Annotated in this window: 21 protein-coding genes and 1 pseudogene; 5 read left to right on the top strand and 17 right to left on the bottom strand. The window is 58.5% G+C overall.

The features are described 5' to 3' along the window. Positions 1 to 66 precede the first annotated feature (66 nt). Complete coding sequence (locus AC07SZ_RS33430; protein WP_494917632.1) at positions 67 to 801, top strand: MlrC C-terminal domain-containing protein; 735 nt, start codon at positions 67 to 69, stop codon at positions 799 to 801. A 126-nt stretch (positions 802 to 927) separates the two neighbouring features. Further along, positions 928 to 1824 carry a LysR substrate-binding domain-containing protein gene (locus AC07SZ_RS33435; RefSeq protein ID WP_494917633.1) on the top strand — a complete coding sequence of 299 codons (897 nt, stop codon included), beginning with the start codon at positions 928 to 930 and terminating at the stop codon, positions 1822 to 1824. A 79-nt stretch (positions 1825 to 1903) separates the two neighbouring features. Here the strand turns inward: AC07SZ_RS33435 and AC07SZ_RS33440 are convergent, their stop codons facing one another. Together AC07SZ_RS33440 and AC07SZ_RS33445 are read right to left on the bottom strand one after the other, a co-directional pair. Next, positions 1904 to 2602, bottom strand: coding sequence for an IS6 family transposase (locus AC07SZ_RS33440; RefSeq protein ID WP_494917634.1), 699 nt, complete (start codon positions 2600 to 2602; stop codon positions 1904 to 1906). A gap of 137 nt (positions 2603 to 2739) precedes the next feature. Continuing rightward, positions 2740 to 3516 carry a creatininase gene (locus tag AC07SZ_RS33445; RefSeq protein WP_494917635.1) on the bottom strand — a complete coding sequence of 259 codons (777 nt, stop codon included), beginning with the start codon at positions 3514 to 3516 and terminating at the stop codon, positions 2740 to 2742. A gap of 385 nt (positions 3517 to 3901) precedes the next feature. Here AC07SZ_RS33445 and AC07SZ_RS33450 point away from each other — a divergent pair. Beyond that, a pseudogene (locus AC07SZ_RS33450) lies at positions 3902 to 4099 on the top strand (DDE-type integrase/transposase/recombinase); the annotation flags it as partial. Positions 4100 to 4184: 85 nt separating this feature from the next. Here the strand turns inward: AC07SZ_RS33450 and AC07SZ_RS33455 are convergent. The 12 genes from AC07SZ_RS33455 to AC07SZ_RS33510 all read right to left on the bottom strand — a co-directional run bounded on the left by AC07SZ_RS33455 (position 4185) and on the right by AC07SZ_RS33510 (position 15327). Next, positions 4185 to 6431 carry a xanthine dehydrogenase family protein molybdopterin-binding subunit gene (locus AC07SZ_RS33455; protein WP_494917636.1) on the bottom strand — a complete coding sequence of 749 codons (2247 nt, stop codon included), beginning with the start codon at positions 6429 to 6431 and terminating at the stop codon, positions 4185 to 4187. Further along, positions 6428 to 7405 (bottom strand): FAD binding domain-containing protein, encoded by a 978-nt coding sequence (locus tag AC07SZ_RS33460; protein ID WP_494917637.1) that lies wholly within the window; start codon positions 7403 to 7405, stop codon positions 6428 to 6430. Before AC07SZ_RS33460 ends, AC07SZ_RS33455 begins: the two co-directional genes overlap by 4 nt. Next, positions 7392 to 7880 carry a (2Fe-2S)-binding protein gene (locus tag AC07SZ_RS33465; RefSeq protein WP_494917638.1) on the bottom strand — a complete coding sequence of 163 codons (489 nt, stop codon included), beginning with the start codon at positions 7878 to 7880 and terminating at the stop codon, positions 7392 to 7394. Before AC07SZ_RS33465 ends, AC07SZ_RS33460 begins: the two co-directional genes overlap by 14 nt. A 12-nt stretch (positions 7881 to 7892) precedes the next feature. Beyond that, entirely contained in the window at positions 7893 to 8147 is a 255-nt protein-coding gene (locus AC07SZ_RS33470) for a hypothetical protein (protein ID WP_494917639.1), read from the bottom strand. Positions 8148 to 8249: 102 nt separating this feature from the next. Beyond that, entirely contained in the window at positions 8250 to 8834 is a 585-nt protein-coding gene (locus tag AC07SZ_RS33475) for a DUF1989 domain-containing protein (protein ID WP_494917640.1), read from the bottom strand. A 44-nt stretch (positions 8835 to 8878) separates the two neighbouring features. Next, positions 8879 to 9793 carry an N-formylglutamate amidohydrolase gene (locus AC07SZ_RS33480; RefSeq protein WP_494917641.1) on the bottom strand — a complete coding sequence of 305 codons (915 nt, stop codon included), beginning with the start codon at positions 9791 to 9793 and terminating at the stop codon, positions 8879 to 8881. Between the two features lie 2 nt (positions 9794 to 9795). Next, a complete protein-coding gene (locus AC07SZ_RS33485; protein WP_494917642.1) occupies positions 9796 to 10380 on the bottom strand; it encodes a DUF1989 domain-containing protein in 585 nt (194 codons plus the stop codon). Positions 10381 to 10403: 23 nt separating this feature from the next. Continuing rightward, positions 10404 to 11279, bottom strand: coding sequence for an N-formylglutamate amidohydrolase (locus AC07SZ_RS33490; protein ID WP_494917643.1), 876 nt, complete (start codon positions 11277 to 11279; stop codon positions 10404 to 10406). A gap of 37 nt (positions 11280 to 11316) precedes the next feature. Further along, positions 11317 to 12426: an ABC transporter ATP-binding protein gene (locus AC07SZ_RS33495; RefSeq protein WP_494917644.1), complete on the bottom strand. Its 1110-nt coding sequence runs from the start codon at positions 12424 to 12426 to the stop codon at positions 11317 to 11319. A gap of 66 nt (positions 12427 to 12492) precedes the next feature. Next, complete coding sequence (locus tag AC07SZ_RS33500) at positions 12493 to 13656, bottom strand: ABC transporter substrate-binding protein (protein ID WP_494917645.1); 1164 nt, start codon at positions 13654 to 13656, stop codon at positions 12493 to 12495. 2 nt (positions 13657 to 13658) lie between these two features. After that, positions 13659 to 14462 carry an ABC transporter permease gene (locus tag AC07SZ_RS33505; RefSeq protein ID WP_494917646.1) on the bottom strand — a complete coding sequence of 268 codons (804 nt, stop codon included), beginning with the start codon at positions 14460 to 14462 and terminating at the stop codon, positions 13659 to 13661. A gap of 4 nt (positions 14463 to 14466) precedes the next feature. After that, positions 14467 to 15327, bottom strand: a complete 861-nt coding sequence (locus AC07SZ_RS33510; RefSeq protein WP_494917647.1) for an ABC transporter permease — start codon at positions 15325 to 15327, stop codon at positions 14467 to 14469. Positions 15328 to 15503: 176 nt separating this feature from the next. On the opposite strand from AC07SZ_RS33510, the gene AC07SZ_RS33515 reads away from it, so the two are divergent. Beyond that, positions 15504 to 16190, top strand: coding sequence for a GntR family transcriptional regulator (locus tag AC07SZ_RS33515; protein WP_494917648.1), 687 nt, complete (start codon positions 15504 to 15506; stop codon positions 16188 to 16190). Here AC07SZ_RS33515 and AC07SZ_RS33520 read toward each other — a convergent pair. The 3 genes from AC07SZ_RS33520 to AC07SZ_RS33530 form a co-directional block, all read right to left on the bottom strand. Beyond that, a complete protein-coding gene (locus AC07SZ_RS33520; protein WP_494917649.1) occupies positions 16187 to 16864 on the bottom strand; it encodes a GntR family transcriptional regulator in 678 nt (225 codons plus the stop codon). The two genes, AC07SZ_RS33515 and AC07SZ_RS33520, sit on opposite strands and share 4 nt — an antisense overlap. A 1-nt stretch (position 16865) precedes the next feature. Further along, positions 16866 to 17048 carry a hypothetical protein gene (locus AC07SZ_RS33525; RefSeq protein ID WP_494917650.1) on the bottom strand — a complete coding sequence of 61 codons (183 nt, stop codon included), beginning with the start codon at positions 17046 to 17048 and terminating at the stop codon, positions 16866 to 16868. Between the two features lie 327 nt (positions 17049 to 17375). Next, positions 17376 to 18404 carry an IS110 family RNA-guided transposase gene (locus AC07SZ_RS33530; RefSeq protein ID WP_494917651.1) on the bottom strand — a complete coding sequence of 343 codons (1029 nt, stop codon included), beginning with the start codon at positions 18402 to 18404 and terminating at the stop codon, positions 17376 to 17378. Between the two features lie 185 nt (positions 18405 to 18589). Between AC07SZ_RS33530 and AC07SZ_RS33535 the strand changes: the two genes are divergently transcribed. Continuing rightward, complete coding sequence (locus tag AC07SZ_RS33535; protein WP_494917652.1) at positions 18590 to 19462, top strand: IS3 family transposase; 873 nt, start codon at positions 18590 to 18592, stop codon at positions 19460 to 19462. The last annotated feature ends 7 nt before the right edge of the window (positions 19463 to 19469 follow it).

Raw genomic sequence — 19469 nt, forward strand, 5'->3', positions numbered from 1 at the left:
AGCCGTAACCGGAACGCTCGCCTGATATCTGCTCCCGGCGCTTCAGGCTGTATTGCTACAAACAACGTGACAGCGCCTGCGTTCGTGGTCTACGGGAGATCGCAGCACGACGTCGACCAGGCGGCTTCCCGCATCGAAAGCGACCTTCTCGCCATCGAAGACGATTTCTCAAGGCCACGGGCCGGACCGCAAGAGGTTATCGCGAGGGCACTGGAAATCGGCGCGAGAACGGGGCGGCCGGTGATCCTTGCGGACACGCAGGACAATCCCGGCGCCGGCGGCAGCTGCGATACAACCGGAATCCTGCGGGGGCTGATCGAGGCCCGCGCGAAGGCGATTGTCGCCCTGATCTGCGATCCGGCGGCGGCGCGTGCGGCTGCCGACGCAGGAGAAGGCGCCGACCTGGTCGTTGCGGTCGGCGGGAAATCACCATGGTCCGTGGAGGCGCCGGTCTTGGCCAACTGGCGCGTGGAGCGCGTATTTGCCGGCATCTTCGAAAACACCGGCCCCGTGTTCCACGGGATCGTCAATGACATCGGCCCTGTCGCCGTCCTGCGGACCGGCCAGGTACACGTCATCGTCGCCAGCCGGAGGTTCCAGACGATGGACAGGTCCCTGCTTCTGCATCTCGGCTTCGACCTCGACGCCGACTGGATCATTGCATTGAAGAGCTCGGTGCATTTCCGGGCCGATTTCTCCGATCTGACCGGCGATGTCGTGGTCTGCGTCTCGGCGGGCCACAATCCCGCCGATTTGCGAAAAGCCGGCTACCGAAACGTCCGGCCGGGCGTGCGCCTTTGACGCGTGGCGGGCGATACGCCCTCATCGTATTGCATTCCGGCGGGTTAGATGCATCCTGTCGTAATTCGGGAAAGCCCCATTTGCCGTTTGACGTCACCGGCATGGAAAACGTGGCAGGGCGCGTTGATGATCATCCGTCAGCTCCAGGCGTTTAGCGCGCTCATGAACGGCCACACCGTCACTCAGGCCGGTGAGCGGCTGGGCATTTCGCAACCGGCGATCAGCAAGCTGATCGCGGCCATGGAGCGGGAGTGCGGGTTTCCACTATTCTTGAGGAAGAGAGGGCGGCTGTCGCCGAGCCCCGAAGCAAAAATGCTGCACGCCGAAATTGAGCGGGTGTTTGTCGGAATCGATCGCATCGAACAGGCTGCGGCCGACATTCGGTTGCTGAAACGAGGCCAGCTCAGCATCTCCGCCCTGCCCGCCATGGCGCTGAGATTCCTGCCCGCGGTGATCGCCGAATTTTCGCACAGCCACCCCGACGTACGCATCGTGCTGCACAGCCACACATCGAGATCGGTGGTTGACCATGTCGCAAACCAGCAGGTCGACCTTGGCTTCGGGGCGCTCTCGGTCGACAATCCGGGGGTACGGTTCGAATATTTGTGCCGCACGCAGGCTGTCTGCGTCTTGCCGATCAAACACAGGCTAGCTGCCAGAAGTGTGGTTAGAGCGACAGATCTACGCAACGAGCCGTTCATTTCGTTGGCCAGCGAAGACCATCTAAGGAATACGATCGATCGTCTCTTCGACCAGTTGAACATCGCTCGGCAAATAGAGATCGAAACGCATATCGGCGCAACCGCTTGCGCCTTTGTCGCGAACGGAGCCGGCGTTACCATTGTCGACCCGTTCAGCGCCTCGCAATTTCGCCAGGACGAGGTAGCCGTACGGCCACTCGAACCCATCATACCGTTTGATACGTGGATTCTATATCCCGCCATGCGCGAACTGTCGCAAGTAGCGATCGCATTCGTCACGGCGCTTAGAAGGGCTGTCGAGTGCCTCGACTTGCCGTCCTGATTTTTTCGAAGCATCGAGATTGAACGGTTCTGTCGCAAACTTGGAAATGGGGTAGTGAACGGCCATTTCGGCCTGTCCGTCAGGCAGCGAGGATATCGAACTGCTCGGCGATCGACGGACTGGGATTGTAGGCATACCTCGCCTGTCGCTTGCGCATCATGTGGATCATCTCGATGCCGGACAGGATGGTGGCGGCGCTCGCCTGCGACTTGAAGCCGAGCATGGAGCGGATGCGGCGCTTGATGCGCCGGTGATCCTGCTCGATCCGGTTGTTGAGATACTGGCTCTTTCGGATGCGGATCGGCTTGAGCCGCCGCCGCGAGCGATCCCGCAGCCGACATTCCGCGTCACAGCAAACGATCGCCTCGCGATTGGTCTGGCTGCCGTCAATGACGATGCGCTCGGGGTGGCCATGATGCTGCAACGCCTTGCGCAGGAAGCGTTTGGCCGCCACCAGGTCACGGTGTTCGCTGAAGAAGAACTCGACCGTGTCGCCGACGCTGTCGATGGCACGGTAGAGATACATCCATTGCCCGCGAACCTTGATATAGGTCTCGTCCATATGCCACTTGCCGGCGACGGTCCGCTTGCGCCGGTTGAAGCGCTCCAGCAGTTGCGGCGAGAAGCGGACAACCCAGCGATGCACAGTGGAGTGATCGACGCACAGGCCGCGTTCGCCCATCATCTCCTCAAGATCACGCAGGCTGAGATTGTAGGCCAGGTACCAGCGTACGCACAGCAGGATCACCGACTGGTCGAAATGACGACCCTTGAACATAACAAGCTCCCGAGAAACTGAAGAGCCTTCATGCCCTCGATTCCATTACCGAAGAGTTTGCGACAGATCCTCGCCGAACGATGTCTGGCCGGATTACCCAGTAAAGTCAGCCGCCGATTTCAGCAAAAGCCATTTTCTTATCTGTACTCCTTGCGCACAATATTAGCTGCATTTTCAACGAATTCCTCGATGAGGAGCTCGCCGATGTCGCGCGTCGAATTGCGAGGTGATGACAAACAGCCGGATGCCGGAACCCAGTTCGGCCGCACCGGAAACACATCATAAGGCGGGAAGTCGGCTGGCGGCTCGTCGACAACCTTAGATTCGTCAACCAGTTCAGGGTGGCAGTACAGCATCATTGAGGTTTCGAGCAGCGCTGCATGCTCGAGGTCCAGGCCAGGAAACTCCTTGCCTCGATAGACGATGTTGATCGTCTCCGGCTTGATGCGCTCAGGGTAAAGGATCTTGACGATCGTGAAATCCTTCACCCCCCTAAGTTCAAGATCCTGCTGAGCCCGGTAGCAGGCCTCATCGAGAAGGAATCTGTTCTCGAAGTGAGCATCAATGACAGCGATCTTCCTCGCTCCATGCCGTGCGAGTTCCATCAGCACGTCATACACCATGTCGATCAGCGTCTCGGGGCGGAGATTGACGCCCCCCATCCTTTGGGGCCCGCCGCCGGTCCTGATTTGCGATCTCGCCGCATACATGATCGGGGGGGCCACGATGCCCTTCACCTGCTCGGCAACACGCCTTGCAATGTAGTTGCCCAGCATCCAATCGGTGCCAAGCGGTAGATGATATCCGTGCTGCTCGACCGCGCCCACGGCGAGCAGAACTACCGCGTCCTCCTCCCGCATGCGACGCTCGTACTCGCTCCAAGAGAGCTCCGACATCATAACAGAAACTGTCATTTCAAAGCCCTTGCTAAAACCGCTAGTGGATATCAGGCTGCAACCGATCGCCGGTCAGCCAGTTTGTTGACAGCTGCAGAATGGCTTTTCGCATCTTGAGCGAATGATCGGTGGACATCAAGGGCAATGGTTCTCATTCCCGGCTCCTTTCCAGGGTCAGCAACCATGGGAGCCGGCGGGCTACACGACAACTACGGATCCGCGCTCGCAGCGCAACCGGCAAGTCGAAAGGGGCGGCCAGATAACAACTCGAGCTCGCAGCTCGTCAGATACCTCGGCCTGCCCGCCATGCGTGCTCCCCGCACCCCAATCCCGGTAGGTGAGGTAGTTGATCCGTCCGTGCAGTGGAATGCGGATTGGCGCGTCGCGCCTATTCATGCCTGATAACAATCGTATCGAGCAGGACCATCGGCGGATCAAGCGACGCATACGACCAGTGCTCGGCTTCAAGTCGCCGGTTGCCGCTAAAGCCACGCTGTCCGGCATCGAAATGGTTCACATGATGCGCAAACGACAGGCGAGATTTGCCTTCAATCCCAATCCCTCCCTGGCCGAGCAGTTCGAAGCCCTCGCTGCCGCATGATCCCCAACCATCATCGCCGCTCTCTTCGTACCCCATGTAAGATTGCAACAGAACCGGCAGTTGCTTCCCGCTTCGCGGAATGATCTCAGCCACGTCCCGGCAGAGCCGGCTCGGTGCGTCCTGGAAGAACGCTATCGATGCTAGTCTGGTCGGTGATGTTCTCTGGGGTTGTCTGCATAAGGGCCACCGAAATGGGCAAGTTCCTGCAGCGACGGCCCGCAGCGCTGAAGAAAGCGTTGCCAATGGCGGCAGCCACTCCAGGTAGACCAATTTCACCCAATCCGCGCGCACCGATTTCATTGATCGCGTTATCGGGCTCGTCGATGAAGAGGACGTCTATCGGTGGGACATCTGCGTGGACCGGGACAGAGTAGTCGGCAAGATTATCGTTCAGAAGGTAGAGATCCTTTTCGCGCCTGCCGGCGTCCTCCATCAGTGCCATGCCGATGCCAAATATGACTCCTCCACGTATCTGGCTTTCTGCCAACTTGTGGTTGACGATACGACCACAATCCAGAGCGCTGACAATCCTTTTAACGCGAACGCGTCCGATCAGCTCATCAAGTTCGATTTCTACGAAATGCGCGCCAAAGGAATAGAAGCTGAGGGGGGTGGCCTTTGGCAGACCGGTACAACTGGCTTGAGCGACAATTTCATACAGTCCGCTCCGGCCGAGGCGCTCGAACGGGTCGGCAATGTTAGCGCCTTCACGGTTAATCGGATCGATGCGGTCGAGTTCGTGCAAAGCCAGTCTGCAGGCTTCAATTGCGGCCGGAAGGACACTTGCCGTCGACTTTGATCGACCTGCGGTCGGCGCGTTGGGCAATGATGAATCTCCCAAACTGACTACGATCCGGTCAGGGTCTATGCCGAGGCCACCGGCGACCGTCTGGACGAGGATAGTTCGCATTCCTGTCCCGATATCTGTTGCTGAGGTCTCGATGCGAAGTGGCGAGCTTGTGCGCAGCACGAGGCGCACGCTGGCCGGAAGCGCCGGTGCCGGATAGGCAGTGGCAGCCATGCCATAGCCCACTCTGAGACTGCCACGCGTCATCGAGCGCGGTTCGACGTAAGCGGAGGGCCAGCCAAATCGCTCGGCTCCCTGCCTGTAGCATTGCATAAGATTGTTCGCCGACCACGGGCGGCGGTGATAGTAGTCCAAATCGGCATAATTGCGGATGCGCAGTTCGATAGGGTCGAGCCGAAGGGCGTGGGCAAGTTCGTCGAGGGCAGTTTCAACCGCGAACGAACCGGGGGTCTCGCCAGGCGCCCGAAAAGGTGTCGGCGTGGCGATTGCCCGCCTTTGGACGCGGTGAGATACCGCGACCTTCCGAGCCTTGTAGAGCATGAGTGAGTTGAGCCCGCAGGGTTCGAAAAAGCCGCCACGTAACGAGGTTGGGACGGTGCTGAGATGGCTAAGCAGGGTGAGATGGCCCTGCGCATCGCTGGCGAGTTCGACCTCCTGGCGTGTTTCGCTACGATATCCGGACGCGACACCCATGTCGGGGCGCGTCAGCTGCATTCGGACCGGTCTCCCGAGAGCACGAGCAATGTGCGCCGACAGGGCCTGGTGGGGCCAGATCTGGTTCTTGGAGCCGAAGCCGCCGCCGACGAAGGGCGACAGGACCCGCACCTTGTCCGGCGTGATGCCCAGGCTTTTGGCGACATAGTCGCGGGTTGCCTGAACGCCTTGCGTCGAATCATACAAAGTAACGCAGTCGCCATCCCAGACCGCCGTCGTGGACGAGGGCTCCATCGGCTGATGCAATTGCGCGGGCGTCGAATAGACAGCCTTTATCCGCACAGTTTCGGGACCGGTTTCGACATCGTTGTGCCGGACATGCTGCATGTCCCCGGCAAAGAAGGGGCCGGGCAGAATATCTCGCGGCCGCTCAGGTTCGGCCGTGTCGATATCGACATTGATTGCTCTGAGGGCCGCACGGGCCTGTTCCAATTCCTCCGCGACAACAATCGCAATCCATTGCCCGCTGAAGAAAATTTCGTTGTCGATCAGCGGACGGTAAGCAGGTAGCGAAGAGGCTGGATCTCCCAATGCAGCGCGCCCCAAAGCCTCGGCTCCCAAAGCATCGACCTCCGGGCTGCTGTGCCAGTTGAGCATTGCCTTGTCTTCGTGTGTGAATATCGCCCGGACACCGGGCAATACGCGGGCTGTCGTAAGGCCGAAGCGCTTGATCCGGCCGCGCGCGACCGGACTGCGCAGTGCCAGAGCGAAGAGCATGCCAGCCGGTTTCCGATCGGCGGCGTACAGCGCCCTTCCGCTGACCTTGTCGATCGCATCGACCCGGGCAAGCGTGGAATGAATCGATTTCATGATCCTGCCAAAGTCCGAAGTACCCGGTGAATAGCTCCTCTGGACAGGGCAAGTTTGTGGGCCGTTTCCGCCCTGATCTCGGCACCGTCCAGCAGGGCGTCGCAGAAGCGGTCGACTGACCTATTGTCGAGCCTCTTACCAACAAGCAGGCTCTCTGCGCTTTTGCGTCGCCACGGCCTGTTGGCCACACCGCCCAGCGCCAGAGACAGTTTCTCAATCACACCTGATCGGCAAAGGACTGCCGCAGCCACGGAGACCGTCGCGAATTCGTAGGATGCACGCCCGCGCAGCTTAAGATAGCTGGAATGACGGGCGGCATCAGAGCGCGAAACCTCGACAGCTGTGATCAGCCCATCGGGCGGCAGCACCGTTACCTTTCCTGCAAGGCCACCGGCTTCTTGGTAGAAGTCGGCTATCGGAATTGTCGAAACCGTTTCGTGAGTCCGAGTATGGATGGTTGCGTCGAGCGCCGTGAGCGCGACAACCATGTCCGAAGGATGAACCGCGATACAATGCGTGTCGGTACCCAGTATGGCGTGAGCATGTGTCGGGGCACTCAAAGCCTCGCAGCCAGATCCGGGAGAGCGCTGGTTGCACGGCCAGTCGATCGCTCTGAAATAGGGGCAACGCGTGGCCTGGAGGATGTTGCCGCCGACGGATGCAGCGTTGCGGATCTGTTGCGACGCGCCTGAGAGAATCGCCTCGGAAATTACTGGAAAGGCCAGACGTATGCTCGGGGCGTTGGCCACGTTCGTGTTAGAGGCCAAGGCGCCGATCAACAAGGAGTGACGCGTCTCCACGATGTGGTCAAGCGGCAGGCGGCTGATATCGACAAATCGCTCGGGAAGCGGATGGCCGAGTTTCAGGAGATCGAGCACTGTGGTTCCGCCAGCGACTGCTCGGCTGCCACGCCTGGCCAGGGCCTCGAGCGCTTCCTCGACGGTCTTTGGCTGTAGCCAATCAACGGAGGTCATTTGCAACCTCTTGCACGGCCTTGACGATGTTCTCATAAGCGCCGCAACGACAGATGTTTCCACTCAGCAGTTCGCGCAATTGGCCGGCATGGCGCGGGCAGCCCTCCCGCAGCAAAGCCAACGCTGACATGATCTGGCCGGGTGTGCAGAAGCCGCATTGCATAGCGTCATGGCGGACGAATGCTTTTTGAAGAGGATGAAGTTCGCCTCCCGGGTCCGATATGCCCTCGATGGTGACAATCGAGCGTCCCTGCAGTTGTGCTGCGAACTGAAGGCATGACAGACGCCGTTCTCCTTCGATATGAACGGTACAAGCGCCACACTGGCCGTGGTCGCAGCCCTTCTTTGTCCCGGTGAGCCCGAGGTTCTCCCGCAACATGTCGAGCAAACTCCGACGCGGATCGACGGCGACAGTCACGTCGGCACCATTGACGGTCAGTCTGACGATCAACGAGGGGGTGGAATCATTCAGCAAGGTCAGAGCCCGTCATTCGATCAACAGATTCCTTAAGCTTAGCTGCTCCTTGACGGTCTTCAGATCACCTTCGTAATCCCATACCTGCACCGTGTTGTGAGGACAGGCGACAAAGAGGTGATCGTCGGTGAAGGACAGGATGCGGTCGAGCTTGATTACTTTTTCGACGAATTCGCTCTTCTTGAGATCCCTGGTGATGAGGTCTCCATTCTGGTCGTAACCGATATGGACGGTACGGGCTCGAATTCGGGCGGTGAAATACGTCATGTCTTCCTCGCTATGTTGGCAGTTGAAGAGAGTTCTCCGGCGCCTGTGTGGCTTTCGAATGAAAGGAAGATGTCGGCGATTTTTTTATCTGGACGTCCAATCTTACAGGAGCTCGAAGGCGACATCGCGGATACGACCGTCCGCGGCATTAACCGGTGCGATGTCGCAGGGGCAGCAGGACAGCGCGACCACCGCATCCATCAGCAACTCCACCACCACACGATCCCCCGGCCTGGCCACGCAGGGGTTTATGTTCATGCGCAGCGTCTCGTCGACTGTAACATTCGCGAACAGGTTTAGCGGGCCGGGCGTGTAAGGGAAGGTGACGCCGACGTCGGCCAGCGCTTCATGCAGATTCGCGGTACAATTGCGGTGACCATGAAAGCCGCTCTTTTCATACAAGCTGGCGTCGCAGGCCATGAGGAGAGTGTCATGGCCGCCGATAGAGCTGTCCTCGACGATGCGGAAGATTGGCTCACGACGGTTCGTGTAAAGCGTGTCGCCCAAACTCGGACGGAGTTTGCCGAGAATGACGCGGGAGCGCTCCATCGACAGGTTGTGGAAGAGGTCGTTGCTGTCGAAGGCCCATATGTCGACGCATTGCTCGCCTTCGGTATTTACAATCGTCAGCCTGCTGCCCTTAGCGGCTTTAAGGGCAGTGCCGTGTCCCGCTTTCAGCATTGTCATTCTGAATTCCTTCTTGATTACTCAGGCCGGCGTCCGGCATGGCATCAACCGGGTGGCCCATCAGCGCGGGCGAATACGTTCCTGGCATAGCTCGCGACAGTTTGTGCCAACCGGCTGAGATCAGCTGCCAGATTGGCGAAATTGGTGGATGGCTTGTTGGTCTTCTCATCAAGGAAGAGGCCCCGCCCGATTTCCATCTGGAGACTGTGCACGGACTGCGTTGGCCTGCCGTGCCGCCGGATAATCTCGACACCTTTGAATGGATCGTTTATCGCGACCGAATAGCCCATTTCGCGCAGCAGCCCGACGACGCAATCCAGGAACTCTGGGGCACTCGTTGTCCCGTCCCGATCGCCGATGCAGAAATCCGCTCTCTTGCGGCCAGGGTCAGGTGACATCGGTGAGCCGTAGGTGCCCATGCAATGGCAGTCCAGATGCAAGGCACCGCCATGGATGGCCTTGAAAGACGACAGGATGCGCTCGATCTCGCGGTGATAGGGCTCGTGATAGGTTTCGATCCTGTGACGGATCTCGGCGATTCTCAGCGGGTGGTCATAGATCTCCACGCCCGGCCGGGCCCATTTCTGGATCAGTCCGATGCCTATGGCGACCTTCGGTGATGGTTCAGCACCGGGCCATGTTTCGGCGAACATGCTCTGGTCGATGTCCGATGCGCTGCGGTTGGCGTTGATGTAGGTCATCGGAAACAGGGCCTGCAGAAGTGTGCAGCCTTGATTTATCACTCCGGCCAGCAGTTCCTCGACATAGGGCGAAATCAGGAAGTGCAGATCGCGGAACGAGGCCGGGGATGCAAACTCGTTCGGATAGATCGTACCGCTCTGCGGCAGTTCGAATAAAACCGGCGCCCCACCGTTTTCGGGCTCATGGCGGAAGAATATTCCGCCCTCGATCGCCAACTTTCCAGAACGATGAGACTCAATTGGCAAGGTGCGCGTCATGGTTAAACAATCTCCGCGTCGATATCACTGATCCGGCAATCGGCGCTATTGGTGGGCACCAGATCCATCGGACAGCAGGAAAGGACGATGATGGTATCCATTAGGGCTTGCAGCACGACATGGTCGCCTGGCCTGGCCAAGGAGGGCGCTAGCGTCATGTCGAGATTATTGGTCACCGGAACATTCATGAACAAGTTAAGCGGTCCCGGCGTGTAGGAAAGACTTTCACCAATCTCGGACAGGCTCTCATGCAGGTTGCCGGCGCAACTGCGATGGCCTTTTGCTCCGAGCTTCTCATAAGTGGCCGCGTCACAGGCTGCGATCAGCGTATCGTGGACGCCGTTGGAAGTGTCCTCGACCAGCTTTATGATTGGCACCCGATAGTTGGTATGCAGGACATCGCCGGTCGAAGGACGCAGCTTGTAGAGATAGCGGCGGGATATCTCCATCGACATGCGATGATGCAGATCCTTCGGGTCGAAGGCCCAAGTATCCACGACCTGGGCGCCACCCAGATTGACGACCTTCAGCTTTTGACCCTGCTCCAAGCGGAAAGCCTTACCATGCCCGGCGGGTATTCTCGCCATCGATTCCTCCGTCCTGTTCGAATTCAGCCAGCCGACCCGACTTTGCCGCGTACATAATCCGCGACGATGGCCACGAATTTGCCGAGGTCTGTTCTGACCCGATCGAAATTGGCCGACCGGGTGAAGTTGTCCTCCTCGAGATAGAGACCGCGTATCATCTCAATCTGGAGACTGTTCACGCCTTCGGCTGGACGACCGTGCATACGGATGGATTCGGCGCCCTTGAACGGATCGTTGACGGAGACGCCATAGCCAAGCGAGCGGAATGCGTTCACCACAACATCGAGAAACTCCGTGTCCGACGTCGTTCCGTCGCGGTCGCTGATGCAGAATTCAGCTCGGCGCTTGCCCTTGTCATGCGAATAGTCCGGACCGATCGTCGCCATGCAATGGCAGCTCAAATGCCAAGCCGAACCGTGAACTGCCACCCCTCGCGCGATGATGGACGAAAGTTCGCTGTGGTAGGGCTTGTAGTAGTTATCGATGCGGTGCTGGACTTCGGCCACCGTCAGCTTACGGTCGTAGAGCGGGATGTCACCCGCCGCGATGCGGTGGATGAGCCCGATGCCGAGCCGGTTGGACTTATCTCCCGGCCGTAGAGGTTCGGGCCATTCCCCGTCGATCAGATCCGCGTCTATGTCGAGCAGATTGCGGTTGGCATCGATATAAGCGTTCGCGAAAACGGCCGACAACAGTGTGGCGCCCCCTATGGGCGCATCGCCATAGAGTTCGTCGACGTGCTTGGAAACCCATTCGTGAATTGCCCGGAAGGGCGCGACAGGATCGAAGTCGTTCGGATAATGACACCCACTTCTTGGCACGTCGAAGACCAGAGGAACGGGACTGCCTTGCGGATCGCGACGGATAAGGACGCCAGGAATAATGTGCATGTCGGACATTCGTTCTTTCGGTTTTTCTGCTGTGAACTTGCGATGACTACGGTCGGCGAGCGGACTGTTCGATGCGTCGGCCGTTAGCATTGAGCAGGATGCAATCCTCGGGAAGGATGGAAAGCCAAACCTGGCAGCCCTCCTCGATCAGTTGTCCTCGCGCAGTATTGACCGTCTGTAGGCGTCGTTGATCGACCTCGACGAAATAGGACGCGTCATTGCCAAGAAAGCTGGCATCCTTGACGGTTGCGTCGATCCGGTTGATGCCGGAGTGCGAGGAGGACTCTTCCGTCTCTATCGCGATGCGATGCGCGCGGATGACTACATCGACCTGGCTGGCCTGTAACGGTTGACTAGGAGGGCTGACCTTCAGGTTTAATGTCTCGGAAATCTCGACGATTCCATAGCCGTCATGATTGCCTACGTAGCGGCCTGGGACGACATTCGCCTGACCGAGGAACTGGGCAACGAAGCGGGTGCTCGGATAGCGGTAGACCTGCTGGGGCGTGCCCACTTGCTGAATGGAGCCTTGATCGAGCACCACGATATCGTCGGACATCGATAGCGCTTCTTCCTGGTCGTGTGTCACGAAGATTGCCGTGATCCCGAGGTCACGCTGCAAGCGTCTGATCTCGGTCCGCATATTGGCGCGCAGTGAGGCGTCGAGCGCGGATAGAGGCTCGTCTAGCAGCAGCACGTCCGGCTCGATGACGATCGCTCTCGCTAGCGCGATGCGCTGCTGTTGTCCGCCGGAAAGTTGCGACGGCAAACGCTGCCCAACGTTTGGCAACCTGACGAGTTCGCAGGCCTGTTCGACCTTGGCGCGTATCTGGTCACGTGAGAAGTTGCGGTAACGCAAACCAAAAGCAACGTTGTCGAAGATCGTCTTGTGGGGGAACAGCGCATAGTTCTGAAAGACCAGACCGATGTTACGCTTGTGGACTGGCACGTCCGTTACCGTGCGACCCTTGACGAGGATGTCGCCACCGGACGGCGTCTCCAGTCCGGCGATCATCCGCAGGATCGTTGTCTTGCCGCAGCCCGAAGGGCCGAGCAGGCTGACGAACGCGCCGTCGGAGATGCGCAGGTCAACCTCCTTGACAGCCTCGAAGCTGCCGAAGCGTTTGCAAATTTTCTTAAGTTCGACAGCGGTCATCGACAGGGTGCTCAGGAATTGGAAAGTCGAGGGAGGGGCCCGCCGCGGCGGCGAGCCCCGAGGGGATCAGCCCCCACGCTGGATACGGTTCCAGGTTTTCTGCCATTCGGTCTGGTTATCGTTCCAGTATTTGGCGTCGGCGAACGTGATGTTTGTCAGCGTTCCGGTGGGGTCGAAGGTCGGGAACTTGGTCACGGCGTCGGGTAGCTTGAACTTGGTCGCGTCAAGTCCCGGCGGATAGAGCTGACCTTCGGAGACGGCGATTTGCGTGTCCGGCTCAAGCATGAAGTTGATCAGGATTTCGCAGGCCTCAACGGGAGAACCTTTGAGGACGAGGAAATCGATGATCCAGCCGAAAGCCTTCGGCGGGTCCATATAGGCGATCGGATAGCCTTGTTGCTGAAGGGCCGCTACGCGTCCTGAGAACGCGTCGGCTACATAGACTTCTTCTGATGCCAGGAGGTCCATGGATTCGGCGGCTGAATTCCAGTACTTCTTGACGTTATCGCGATGCTCGCGGACCTTGGCCCACACTGCGTCCATGTCTTTGATGTTGTTGGGGTCCTGGTCGCTCTGAAGAGCGCCGTACCAGACGCGTGTCTCCCAGTCGGCCCAGCCGGTGACTCTGCCTTGAAGTTCCTTTTTCAACAGCAGCTTCGCGCCCAGCGATTCCGCCTCTTCCTTGCTGACATACTTAGTGTTGTAGGCGACACCGGTGACACCGTAGTGGTAAGGCACACCCGAAAGAGCGTCCGGCGTGACGGCGCGAAACGGCGCCAAGAGGGCCGGCATCAAGGTGGAGACATTGGGGATGTTCGCCTCATTCAGCTTCTCGCAAAGGCCCGCATCCACCCAACGCTTGTACCATTCGACGCCGGCCGACTCGATGACGTTGTATTCGCCGCTGTTCGATGCCTTCACCTTGGTGAAGATTTCGTCCTCGCCGCCAAACGAGCCGTCGACGACCTTGACGCCCTTGGCTTTCTCGAAGGGCTGGAATGCCAGCTTCCTGAGGGCATCCTGCACCACGCCGCCCCATCCGTCGAAACGGACTTCCTTGACGTCGTCCGCCAGCGAGCGGCTGGTCATGCCGGCCAAAAAGCCGCCACTCAGACCGATCGAGGCCGCAGCGGCACCGACAAGCCCGAGGAACGTGCGCCGGTCAACGTCGCCCGACCGATAGCGGTCAAGAAGCCTGCGGTACCGGAATTCATCTTCCATCTTAGACATGCTCATTCTCCCATTTTGTTTTGGTTTAGGTCGGTATGTGCTCTTCCCCTCAGGATCAGCCCGCCGATCATCGGCAGAAGCAGGGTAAGGGCGATGATCACTGTCCCAAGTGCGTTGATCTCGGGACTGATCGAATTGCGCAACATCGCGAAAATTTCGGTGGGAACGGTCTGGACGCCGCCGGGGCGCCAGAACATGGAGGCGGTGATGTTGTCGAACGACACTGTGAAGGCGAACAGCGCCGCTGCAAAAAGGGCAGGCGCCAGCAGCGGCAAGGTCACTGTGCGCAGCACCTCGACCTGGCTGGCGCCCAGCGTGCGCGCGGCCTCCTCGTAGCTGCGTTTGATTGCGACCAGCCGTGCCTGAATCACCATGACGACGAACGGCAGAGTAAGAACCACATGGCCGATCAGCAGGAGCAGCAGGCTGCGCGGCTGGCTGAGCGCACGCATGAACAGCAACAGGCCGACGCCAAGCACCGTTTCGGGGATCAGCAGCGGCGCAGTGATGAGGACGACGACGAAGCCCTTGCCCAGGAATTCGTGGCGAACCAGCGCCAAGGCCGCCAGCACGCCGATCACCGTGGAAATGAACGCTACGAGTACGCCAAGTATGATGGAAGTCTTGGCAGCATCTAGGATCGCCTGGTTATCCAGCAGTGTCGCATACCAGTGGAAAGTGAAGTCGCGGAACGGGAAGCTGCCGAACTGCGAGGAGTTGAAGGACAGGACGATGACAACCAGAATGGGCGCAAACAGGAACAGGTAGACTGCCCAGGTTATCAGCAGAATGATGCGCGAACTCATCGGGCTACCTGAACGTATTGTAGAGCTGGTTCAGCCCGACGAACCGGTTGAATGTCCAGACGAAGAGTCCGAGGAAGACCAGCAACACGCAAGAGAGCGCGGCGCCAAGCGGCAGATTCAGCTCAGAGATTATAGTGTCGTAGATCAGGTTCCCGAACAGGAAGTCCTGAGGCCCGCCAAGGATAAGCGGCGTTATGAAGGCGCCCGTCACCAGGACAAAGCACAGCAACGTGCCTGTCGACAGACCGGGTAGCGACAAAGGCAAAGTGATCTTCAAGAAGGCGGACCATGGCGAGGCCCCGAGCGAACGCGCCGCCTCGACCAGATGTCGATCGATGCCCTCAAGGCTGACATAGATGTTGAGGACTACGTAGGGCAGGGTGAAATGCACCAGTCCCAAAATCACCGCCGTGGGCCCGTAGAGCATCTCGATCGGGCGGTCGATGATGCCGGCGCTTCGCAAGGCTGAGTTGATTGCGCCGTTCGATCCAAGGACATGGATCCATGACATCGTCCTGATGATGAAACTGATCCAGAACGGAACAACCAGGAGCAGCAAGAAGAGGCCGCGGAATCGGGACTTGGTATTGGCCAGGAAATAGGCTGGTACATAGCCGACGACGACACAGACGATTGTCGCCAGTACAGCGATTTTAACCGTCTTCCACAGGCCGATTAGATAGAATGGATCGGTGAAGACCTCTTTCCAGTTGTCGAGCACGAAGGCCGCCCGCTCCGCGCCGGCGCCCAAGAACTCGAAAAAGGAATAGGCAAGAATGATCGCCACCGGCACCAGGACGAACACAACCAGGGAACCTATGGCAGGTGCCAGCAACAGCCAGGGATAGAGTTTGGAGCTAGTCATTTACATCAGGCGTATCCGTGATATGCCAGACTTGCAAAGACGCTCCGGCGTGTCAAGACTTGCTTGTGCGAATATCAATCGTTAGGTGCGCGGGTCGGGTTTCCTGGAGGAGCCCTTGCCGGCACCGGGAGGATCTCGATATGTACTCAATCCCACTAACCGATACGACGTGACCCTTGCTTGATGCTGTCGACAATTCTGCGTCCTTGTCTGCGGATAGCAATTCCGAAAGAGCCTATGTCGCCATCGAGCGGCAACTGGTCACAGGGATCATCCAGCCGCGCTCACTCATCAATGAGGGTGAGCTCTGCAAGATGCTTGGCCTTGGGCGCACTCTGGTGCGCGTTGCTCTTCAGCGGCTGGCGAACCACGGGCTGGTCGAGATTGTACCCAGGCGTGGCATCTTCGCGACCAGCATGGATTTTCGAGGCCAGTTGCTGATCTTGGAGTTACGTCGTGAGCTTGACCCTCAACTTTTCTTTGCCGCAAGCCGGTTGGCCACTGAAGGGGATAGGCAGGCAATCCGCGATATGGGGGAGGAGGTTCGTCAAGCCAGTCGGGACCGAAATGCAGAAGCGCATATGGAAATCGATCTACGGTTCAAGCGGCTTTTGCTGGACATTGCGGCGAACCCGATTCTAACCAGGGCTATCATTCCTGTGCACGCCCTATCGCGTCGGTTCTATTTTATGAACACGACTGAGGCCGATCCGGGTGTCGATGAAGCGTTAGCCGATTTGATGGCGCAGATCGCAGATAGTCCGGACCGTTCGATCAGACTGGCCTCGGACAGACTGATTAATGAGCTTGACCGCTTTGCCAAAGAGACGATTTTGGCGAGGCTTGGTATCGCCATTGTCTAAATCAGCCTGGGAGATTGGCCTTTACCCTCCATTTCTTGTAGGAAGTGGAAGACCGTTGCGACAAAAATGTCGGCGTGTTGGTCGTAACAAGAAGCCGCGCCTGCGATATCAGACTCGACAACTCGTTCGATTACATTGGCAAAGGCGTCAGCGACCAACTGATCGCCCATCACATTACAGGCGATACGAATTCGCTGAATCAACGCCGACATGGGACTTAGGACGTCGACCAGGTAGGCGTTTCGGGACGCTAGCGAAAGCACTGCATCCGCTTGGGCATAGAGTTCAACCAAAGAAGTTTCGTCTGCAAGAGTTCTTAGGCGAGGGATCAGTCCACTCAATTGAATGCGCTCCTCCTTGGATGCACGCTCGCATGCCAACTTGACTAGAAGCTTTTTCAAAGGCCTGGCCACGTAAAAAATATTTGCCGTGCTCGTGTGATCCAATGGCGCAACAAGTGTGCCGCGGCGAGGCTCGATTTGCACCAGATGATTGTTTGACAGCTTCTGCAGAGCCTCCCGAACCGGGGTGCGGCCGATGCTGAATTGCTCGCTGATTGACCGTTCGGACAGCTCTTGGCCTGGAGCTAGTTCCCCTGTGACGATGCTGCTCTCCAGCATCCTGTAGAAACGAATGGCCTGTGTGTGAGCAGGAAAATCTTTGCTTTCTAACATCTCAAATGAGAGTTCCGCTGATTGATACGGGCATTCCAATTCTCCTTGTTTCGCCCATCTCGCCGCTCAACGCAACGTCGACTTTGCTGACGGTGTTCGATTGGCTGTTGCCGGGATGATTGATCAATCCTCTCGTTGCCAGTTGACGATGCCCCCCAGCGACCGCCTGCTTTGTACTGAACATCGAAGGATATCCCATTTCGCGCTGCGTCATAATAATGCCGGCCGAATTGGCGCGAGGCGAAATCCACTAGCAGGCTTCTCTGTGTCAAACGGCCCTTTAATTGCGGGTAGTTGTCAATCCGGATCTCGCACTGCCATCGCCGGGGTCATGGTCCTTTCCGAGGTCGAGTGCCTCATGATGATGTTCGGGTCGGGCGCCGCAACGTTTCCAACGAGATGCAGATGAACTGCTGTCAGCCGTTTGACCGAGGTCGCCGCAACCACCGTCCCGGCGGGGACATCACGAGCTCCGGAAACTGGCCCGCGATTGGGATCGAGTGCTGATCTGTTATGCCATCTTTTCGCAGCCCCACTCGAAGCTGGTGCCGTCAACCCAAATGCAATGAAGCAGAACCGCGATCTTCCGTGCGACCGCCACCTTTGCCTTCTTCAAGCCGATCCGCCTAGACAGACGCATCCCCCAGGCTTTCAGCGTAGACCATTTCTTCGTCCGGTGCAGGAGCACGCTGGCCGCCTCGTACAGGTAGGTTCGCAGCAGCCGATCGCCCCATCGTGAGACGCGGCCATTGATATCCGTTTCACCGGACTGCTTTCGTCGCGGCGTCAGGCCGAGATAGGCACCCACGTTTGCGGCCGAGCGAAAGCGCGAGGGATCGTCGATCGTGTGTCTGAACGTGAGCGCGGTCACCACGCCGATGCCGGGGACTGTCATCAGCCGGCGTGTGATTTCGTCTTCGCGAGCGAGATGCCGGACCTGCCGATCAAGCTTCTCTTGTTCACAGCAGACCTGCTCATGGACAGACAGAAGCGCCTGAACCAAAGGCCGAAGCGGATGCCCGTCAGCAACCAGGTCCCAAACCCTTCGCCGGAACTGTGACCCAATCGATCGACTGAACTGCAGCCCATATTCCTTCAGCATCGACCGTGTCTGATTTTCGAGATCGCGACGGATCTCGACAAGTCTTGACCGTGCGACGAGCATGGATCGGGTGGCCTGACTCTCTGCGCTCTTGACCTTCACTTCCCGATACCAGCCGACACGAACCAGTTCGGCCAGGCCGCGGGCATCGTTCTCATCGCTCTTGTTCATTCGGACTGAAAGCGCTGCCTTTGCATGCCGAGCATCAATGCAGACAACCGGCAACCCGACCCGTTTAAGCTCGTGCCAGAGCCAGCTGGACATGGCGCCGGTCTCAAATCCGATGCGCTCGACGTGAGGCGCACGTTTACGCAGCAGCTCCGTCAAGGCTCCTGGATCGGACTTCACTTTTCCTTGGAAGACAGACCTTCCAGCATCATCGACGACGCAAACGCTGGTTTCTCGCTGCGACACATCCAATCCGACATATTGCTTCACTGCGACCTCCTTGATCTCAATGGTCGGCGGCTTTTGCCGTCAGCCGAGTCTTCGTTCAAAGGAGCGACGGCAGCAATTACGTCATCGTTTCCAAAACTGACCCTCGATTGGAGTGAACCCCGCGGGCTGGGCCATGAGGACCTGAAAAACTGATACGCTCGATGGGCCTTGAACGGGGAAGGCTCATGAAGTCACGAGGTCCATATCGTCGGCATTCGACGCAATTCAAACTGCAGCTTTGTCAGGACATCCGGGGCGACGTCATCGGGCGCCGCGATGCCCAGCGCACGCACGGGGTCTCGGCAAACCTCATCCAGCTTTGGCTGACACAGTTCGACCGAGGCGAGTTGAATAACGAGGAAGCCGAGGCCGGCGTCATCGCTGAATATGAGGCGCGCATCGCGGCTCTCGAGCGCAAGGTCGGTCAACTCACGATGGAACTGGACCTTGCCAAAAAACACCGCGCCAGCCGACCGCCGGCGACAGCGAGAGATCCTTCATCGTCACCGGCCTGTTCCGTCAGACGGGGGTGTCAAGTGATCGATCTGCCGAGAAGCACTTTCTACTATCGCGCCACGACCAAAATGACCAACCTCTCGGACGCAGAACTCGTCACCCTCATCGAGGACATCCAGGACGAATTGCCCTGCTACGGCTATCGACGGGTAACCCACGAGCTCTGCTGCCGCGGGCATCTGGTCAACCATAAGCGCGTAGCCCGTGTGATGAGAGCGGCAGGCTTGGGAACCAAGCCGCGGAGGCGCTATGTGCGCACGACCGACAGCAGTCACGATTCCCCGATCTATCCGAACCTCTATCGTAATGTGACCCCGGATCGCCCCTACATGGTCTGGGTTAAGGATTTCACATACATCCGAATTGCTACCGGCTTCTGCTATCTGGCCGGCATTCTTGATGCTTACAGCCGCAAGGTCGTCGGCTACGCCTTGTCCCGACGGCTCGACACGCCTTTGGCGATCGCGGCCTTGCGCTCCGCTCTGGCAAGCAGGAGACCGCCGCCAGGCTGCATTCATCACACCGACCGCGGGTACCAATGAGCTACTC

The sequence above is a fragment of the Mesorhizobium sp. GW821-FHT07A06 genome, assembly GCF_059419085.1.

Bases quoted from the DNA above. Each gene is read 5' to 3' on its own strand.
- AC07SZ_RS33435 (WP_494917633.1), top strand. From the start codon at position 928: ATGATCATCCGTCAGCTCCAGGCGTTTAGCGCGCTCATGAACGGCCAC.
- AC07SZ_RS33440 (WP_494917634.1), bottom strand. From the start codon at position 2,602: ATGTTCAAGGGTCGTCATTTCGACCAGTCGGTGATCCTGCTGTGCGTA.
- AC07SZ_RS33445 (WP_494917635.1), bottom strand. From the start codon at position 3,516: ATGACAGTTTCTGTTATGATGTCGGAGCTCTCTTGGAGCGAGTACGAG.
- AC07SZ_RS33455 (WP_494917636.1), bottom strand. From the start codon at position 6,431: ATGAAATCGATTCATTCCACGCTTGCCCGGGTCGATGCGATCGACAAG.
- AC07SZ_RS33460 (WP_494917637.1), bottom strand. From the start codon at position 7,405: ATGACCTCCGTTGATTGGCTACAGCCAAAGACCGTCGAGGAAGCGCTC.
- AC07SZ_RS33470 (WP_494917639.1), bottom strand. From the start codon at position 8,147: ATGACGTATTTCACCGCCCGAATTCGAGCCCGTACCGTCCATATCGGT.
- AC07SZ_RS33475 (WP_494917640.1), bottom strand. From the start codon at position 8,834: ATGACAATGCTGAAAGCGGGACACGGCACTGCCCTTAAAGCCGCTAAG.
- AC07SZ_RS33480 (WP_494917641.1), bottom strand. From the start codon at position 9,793: ATGACGCGCACCTTGCCAATTGAGTCTCATCGTTCTGGAAAGTTGGCG.
- AC07SZ_RS33485 (WP_494917642.1), bottom strand. From the start codon at position 10,380: ATGGCGAGAATACCCGCCGGGCATGGTAAGGCTTTCCGCTTGGAGCAG.
- AC07SZ_RS33490 (WP_494917643.1), bottom strand. From the start codon at position 11,279: ATGTCCGACATGCACATTATTCCTGGCGTCCTTATCCGTCGCGATCCG.
- AC07SZ_RS33495 (WP_494917644.1), bottom strand. From the start codon at position 12,426: ATGACCGCTGTCGAACTTAAGAAAATTTGCAAACGCTTCGGCAGCTTC.
- AC07SZ_RS33500 (WP_494917645.1), bottom strand. From the start codon at position 13,656: ATGTCTAAGATGGAAGATGAATTCCGGTACCGCAGGCTTCTTGACCGC.
- AC07SZ_RS33505 (WP_494917646.1), bottom strand. From the start codon at position 14,462: ATGAGTTCGCGCATCATTCTGCTGATAACCTGGGCAGTCTACCTGTTC.
- AC07SZ_RS33510 (WP_494917647.1), bottom strand. From the start codon at position 15,327: ATGACTAGCTCCAAACTCTATCCCTGGCTGTTGCTGGCACCTGCCATA.
- AC07SZ_RS33520 (WP_494917649.1), bottom strand. From the start codon at position 16,864: ATGTTAGAAAGCAAAGATTTTCCTGCTCACACACAGGCCATTCGTTTC.
- AC07SZ_RS33525 (WP_494917650.1), bottom strand. From the start codon at position 17,048: ATGTTCAGTACAAAGCAGGCGGTCGCTGGGGGGCATCGTCAACTGGCA.
- AC07SZ_RS33535 (WP_494917652.1), top strand. From the start codon at position 18,590: ATGAAGTCACGAGGTCCATATCGTCGGCATTCGACGCAATTCAAACTG.